General features: G+C 33.6%; 4 protein-coding genes, 1 tRNA gene and 2 pseudogenes. 4 read left to right on the top strand and 3 right to left on the bottom strand.

What is annotated here, in order from left to right:
- Nucleotides 1-1,005: pseudogene (locus ACJ5GX_RS08085) on the bottom strand (hypothetical protein); the annotation flags it as partial.
- 143 nt (nucleotides 1,006-1,148) lie between these two features.
- Nucleotides 1,149-2,072, bottom strand: coding sequence for a class II fructose-bisphosphatase (glpX, locus tag ACJ5GX_RS08090; protein ID WP_007302771.1), 924 nt, complete (start codon nucleotides 2,070-2,072; stop codon nucleotides 1,149-1,151).
- Between the two features lie 114 nt (nucleotides 2,073-2,186).
- Between glpX and ACJ5GX_RS08095 the strand changes: the two genes are divergently transcribed.
- Nucleotides 2,187-3,530, top strand: coding sequence for an ankyrin repeat domain-containing protein (locus ACJ5GX_RS08095; protein ID WP_052264987.1), 1,344 nt, complete (start codon nucleotides 2,187-2,189; stop codon nucleotides 3,528-3,530).
- A gap of 77 nt (nucleotides 3,531-3,607) precedes the next feature.
- Here ACJ5GX_RS08095 and ACJ5GX_RS08100 read toward each other — a convergent pair.
- Nucleotides 3,608-3,681, bottom strand: a tRNA-Arg gene (locus ACJ5GX_RS08100).
- Nucleotides 3,682-3,832: 151 nt separating this feature from the next.
- Between ACJ5GX_RS08100 and ACJ5GX_RS08105 the strand changes: the two are divergent.
- The 3 genes and pseudogenes from ACJ5GX_RS08105 to ACJ5GX_RS08115 all read left to right on the top strand — a co-directional run.
- Nucleotides 3,833-4,570 (top strand): annotated as a pseudogene (locus ACJ5GX_RS08105) (ABC transporter ATP-binding protein).
- Between the two features lie 140 nt (nucleotides 4,571-4,710).
- Nucleotides 4,711-4,878 (top strand): twin-arginine translocase TatA, encoded by a 168-nt coding sequence (gene tatA, locus ACJ5GX_RS08110; RefSeq protein ID WP_006013840.1) that lies wholly within the window; start codon nucleotides 4,711-4,713, stop codon nucleotides 4,876-4,878.
- 126 nt (nucleotides 4,879-5,004) lie between these two features.
- Nucleotides 5,005-5,277 (top strand): exopolysaccharide biosynthesis protein (locus ACJ5GX_RS08115; RefSeq protein WP_495292895.1); only part of this gene is annotated, 273 nt, incomplete at its 3' end.

Here is a 5,277-nt window from a genome sequence, read left to right on the forward strand (position 1 = left end):
CTTTAAGTTTCGTTTCGACAAAGTTCGTAGAATTTTATAAAGAGTGATGATGAGGTGAGTAGGGCGAGTGGGTGTTGTGACTAGGGGAACGACTGTTCCGCCCGGATAAGTTTGAAAGTTTTTATATAGTGATCGATCATAATGATTAAGAGAACGTTTTGCATATGCGCATGGCACATAACATCCATCAAAAAAGGCAACTGCACTATCAGTTTTGAGAAATTCCTGTCCGTTACTCATCCCTTCTTCAACTCGAAGAAGATATCTACCCAACCTCTTTTTAAAATTCTTTCGCTTGTCTTCAGGAATAGACTTTTCATTCAATATACTTATTATTTCTTTTTGCTTACTTAATACTACATAATTAAAAAGGAAAATGTTCTTATTCCATCGATAATAATTCGCTATTTTGTCAAATGGATCTGCAGGCCAGCCTTTATTATAATTTACGTTATCCTTATCATCTTTACACAAATTATCCTTAAGGCCAAAATTCAATTTTCTAAAATCTGATAATACTTCTTCTACCCTATCTTCAAAAAATTGAAGTTTATTTTGAAATTCTTTCCCATAATTCATTTTCTCATTTATTTTAAGAAGATATTCACTAAATTTCTTCCTAAAATTTTCTTGATCTTTGTGGGCAAGCCTCTGATCTAATATATCTGTTATGTATTTTCGCTTATTCAATATTACGTAGTTAAAAAGGTCACTTTTTTTCCTCCTTTCATAATCTTCTGCTATTTCGTTAAAACACTCATTACTGTTCTTAAAATCCAATTTTTCGAAGTCTTGGAGCACGTTTTTTACATCATCCTCACTAAATTGAAGATTTGTTTGAGGAGACACGTCAGTTCTACTTTGATCATCAAGTTGAAGATTTTTTTTAGTAGATTGGACTAATAAACTTTCTGTGCTGTTAGAGAAAGAATGATTATTTTCTTCAGATTGAGAACTTTTCTTTTTAGACGTATTAGTAAAAAAATTAGTTAGTGAACTAAACATTAAGCACCTCTTAGTATTACTATTTAACTATAACTTAATGCCAAATGTTGTAAAGCTAAAATTAATATGTAAATTCATTTTTTTAAGACAATTATAAGTATCTTCCTTCTATAAAAATTTTATAATCAGCATATGACAAATGTTTAAGATATTGATTTTGTTTGTATTTTTATTACTTTACCAGGCAATATTATTAATGAATTAGTCAGACAAATATCTTGGCCAAACTTTACTCCATCCACAAACTCTCCATTTGTTACTCCAGTTGCAATGAACACTGATTCACTTCTTGCCATGTCTTTCACGGTGTAGATTTTTTCTGGGTCAGTGATATTCAAATTTTTTGCTCTTTCTTTTAATTGATCCGTGTCAAATATTAATCTTCCTTCTATCTGCCCACCGATTGAGCTTAGCGCTGCTGCTGCAAGCACTCCTTCTGGAGCTCCTCCTGTGCCGATATACATATCGTGATTGCCATTTATTAGCGAAACTATGGCTGCAACATCACCATCATCTATTAATTTCACTTTTGCTCCTAGCTTCCTAATTTTTGCTATTAATTCATCATGTCTTTCACGTTTAAGTACAGTTACTATAAGATCACTTGCTTTACATCCTTTTGCCTTGGCTAAATTGTCCAGATTCTTCTCAATCCTATTTTTTAGTGAGACTACACCCTCTGGGAGATTTTTTCCCACTGCTATCTTTTCCATATAAACATCAGGTGCATGTAAAAAATTACCTTTTTTTGTTGCAGCAAGAACAGACATTGCCCCTTGTTTATAATGAGCGCAAATCGTAGTGCCTTCAAGTGGATCAACAGCGATGTCAATCTCAGGGCCACTTCCTGTGCCAACTTTTTCTCCGATATATAGCATCGGTGCTTCGTCCCTCTCCCCTTCCCCAATCACAATTGTACCATTTATTTCCATTGAGTTTAGCACCGTACGCATTGCATCAACTGCAACCTGATCGGCCTTTTTTTCATTACCAAGGCCTGCCAATTTATATGCAGCAAGTGCTGCAGCTTCGGTTACTTTCACTAACTTATAGGCTAAATCTTCCATCATTTACTCGAGAATTATAAATCAATATATATCATGCCATTTGAGACTGCAAGATTCCTTGACTGATTGTGGGAAAGTTAGTATAACATAAGCATTATAGTAGTGGGTTTAATTATGGTATATAGTGATGGTGATGTTAAGAAGTTTTATTGCAAAATAGCTGCAATTTTAAAATTTGATAATAAAGGGATTGCTAGTCTTGAAGATCTAACAAAGGAAGGAAGTTGGAAAGAAATTAATTTTCAAGATAAATGTGAAGGAGGCCATTCATTAGGAGATTTACTTCTAAAACTTGCAGATGAAAATGACAACCTAAGTATTAAAGAATTTTTCCTTAAAAACGGATTCAAGCTTCCTGAGCAAGAACAAATAGCTGAAGCGGTAAATGAGAAGGAAGAAGAGGAGCAAAACATACCTGATGTGGAGGAGAGTAGAGCAGAACTTAGCAACAAAAATGAAGATGATCAATTTTCTACTTCATACAACAAGATAAAGAAAATTGTAGCTAGCAACCCTAATATAACTGCTGAGGAGTTTTGTAATGAGCTTGAAAAAGAGAAAATAGATATAAAAATAACAAACCAAGATGGTTGGACTTTGCTTTATTATGCTGTCCGTTCAGAAGGACCTGGTATTATCGACGATCGCATTATATTCCTAAAGATTGTTGAGTTACTCACAAATTTAAACATCGGAATCGATTTTAAAGATACTGCTTCCAAAACTGTGTTGGGTACAGCTGCAATAAATAAACAAGCTGATGTTATAAAGATACTCTTGGATAGTGGTAAATTTAATGAAGAAGAAAAATTTAACGCTCTGCGTCTTGCTATTATCCAAGGTAATGTTCAAGAAGTTAAAGCATTTTTAGGTTATGTAAATGCTGAAAGCAGACAAGCAGCTTTAGAGTGTGCTGTGAATAATACACAAAATAATACACAAGAAGAAATTACTCAGGTACTTTTAAACTTTATTACACCAGAAACACCCAATGTAAAAGAAAATAGAGCAAAACCTTGCAGCAGTAATGGAAATATTGGTAATAGATCTGTAGCAACAGTGCTCCCTGTTAGTACTAATGGTAATAATAACAAAAATGAAGCACCTGTATCAACAAGGACTGGCCCAACTGTCACACCAAATAATGATAAGAAAGCTAACGGCTTTGTAGAGGCTCAATTTTCTCCACCACATGAAAAAGAAACTAAATACAAAAAAAGTAAGGAGAGTTTTTACGCCTCATTAAGGAGTGATGTTGTTGGAGTTGTTATTGCAGGATTGTTTGTTGCTGCTGCTGTGATGGTTCCATCTTTAGCTGGTGCATTAGTTTGCAGTGTCCTAGCTATTTTAGTTGTAATAGTAACTGGATTACATGTAAAAAATTCTACACTGCCAAGTTATAGAGCAATGGAAGAAAATAAGGTTGAGCATATAAACCCAAGCATGCAAACGCTGTAAGTTGAGAAACTGGGACTCTAACTCCTAGAACGGTGTTGTAAACCTGTGTTAGTTTCTCCTACTTTATTAAAATTAAGTGGGACTAGTGCGATTCGAACGCACGGCCTTCGGATTAGGAATCCAACGCTCTATCCTACTGAGCTATAGTCCCATGTCTTCTGCTATTTATGCAAAATTATAGCAAAAAGTCTCGCATTTTTCTAGGTACCCTGTACAATTAATTCACAATAATAAAAAATATTTCTGTATTTCTTGAATGTAATACTGTTATATTTAATAATACGATTCCAATTGAAAGATTAATGCTAGTTAACAATATTAGTTACTTTTATAGTAATCAAGATGGCTTTGCTTTAAGCAACATCAACATTCAAGTGAAGAAAGGAAGTGTTGCCTGTTTACTAGGTCATTCTGGCTGTGGCAAGTCAACAATTCTAAAATTAATCGCAGGAATAGAAAATCCAAAATCTGGAACCATTGTTATAAATGATAAATTAGTTGCAAGTAACAAAGTGTCAATTGCTATAGAGCGTAGAAATATCGGATTGATTTTTCAGCATTCTGCATTATTTCCTCATAAAACAGTAATAGAAAATATAACTTTTGCTATTTGCAGTACTTCTAAGAAAGAAAAATACCTTACTGCATTGGAAATCTTAAAGCTATTTAATATAGAAAAATATGAAAACATGTACCCTCATGCTTTATCAGGAGGACAGCAACAATTAGTTGCAATAGCAAGAGTAATGGCGCAAAATCCTGATGTTGTTTTGCTCGATGAACCATTTTCTAATTTAGATATACTGCTCAAATATCGAATAAGGCACCATATATTGTCACTTTTTAGAAGCAAAAATATTCCTGTACTCATGGTAACTCATGATCAGCAAGAAGCGTTGTAAGTTGCAGATTTTATTTACGTGATGAAAAATGGTAAAATTATTCAATCAGGAGTTCCTAGCTACATATACCACAGACCTAAAGATGATACGTTAGCAAAATTTTTTAGTGAGCTTCCTTTTACTCTACAGCTAAACTAAACTTAATGTTAGGCTAAAACTATTATAAGATAATTAAAAACTCTTGATTTATAATTTAATAAAGGTGATATAATTTATGTATCACTTGGCTTCAGTCAAGTTTTAATACCTAAAAGTTAATATTTTCAACGGAGGTACAAATGAGTTTAGGTCCATGGCAGCTGTTTCTAGTCTTAATAATAATCTTAGTTCTGTTTGGTGCAGGTAGGTTACCACAAGTTATGGGTGATTTAGGCAAAGGCATTAAAAACCTTAAACAAGAACTTAAGGATTCAGAGAAACTATCATCTAATGAACCAGATCGTTAGCTTCCTTATGTTTCGTGACACGCACTAAAGTGTGTGTCATTTGTGTAAACAAGGCTAAAGAATTGAAGAGGTATGATTGAAGTACAGTAATAATTATGTTAGTTAGAATGTTATTAAAGGTTAATCGTGGAAGAAAGTGAGAAATTGACTGAAGATAAAAAATTGGCCTCTGATATTCTAAAAGAGGTTGCAGATACCAATAACAACGATAGTGATAAAGTAACATTGTTCGACATCAAAACAGCTTTACATGAGCGCGGTTTTGGTATTTTAATAATCATCTTCTCTTTACCGCTATCAGTACCTATACCTGTTCCACCTGGCTATACAACCATTCTTTCTATACCTTTAATCTTATTTTCACTGCAGCTTCTATTTGGGTTTGATTCTCCTTGGATG

The organism is Wolbachia endosymbiont of Tuta absoluta, from assembly GCF_059414725.1.

What these genes read in the sequence shown, in the direction of transcription:
- ACJ5GX_RS08095 (WP_052264987.1), top strand. Translation starts at nt 2,187, where the DNA reads ATGGTATATAGTGATGGTGATGTTAAGAAGTTTTATTGCAAAATAGCT.
- tatA (WP_006013840.1), top strand. Translation starts at nt 4,711, where the DNA reads ATGAGTTTAGGTCCATGGCAGCTGTTTCTAGTCTTAATAATAATCTTA.
- glpX (WP_007302771.1), bottom strand. Translation starts at nt 2,072, where the DNA reads ATGGAAGATTTAGCCTATAAGTTAGTGAAAGTAACCGAAGCTGCAGCA.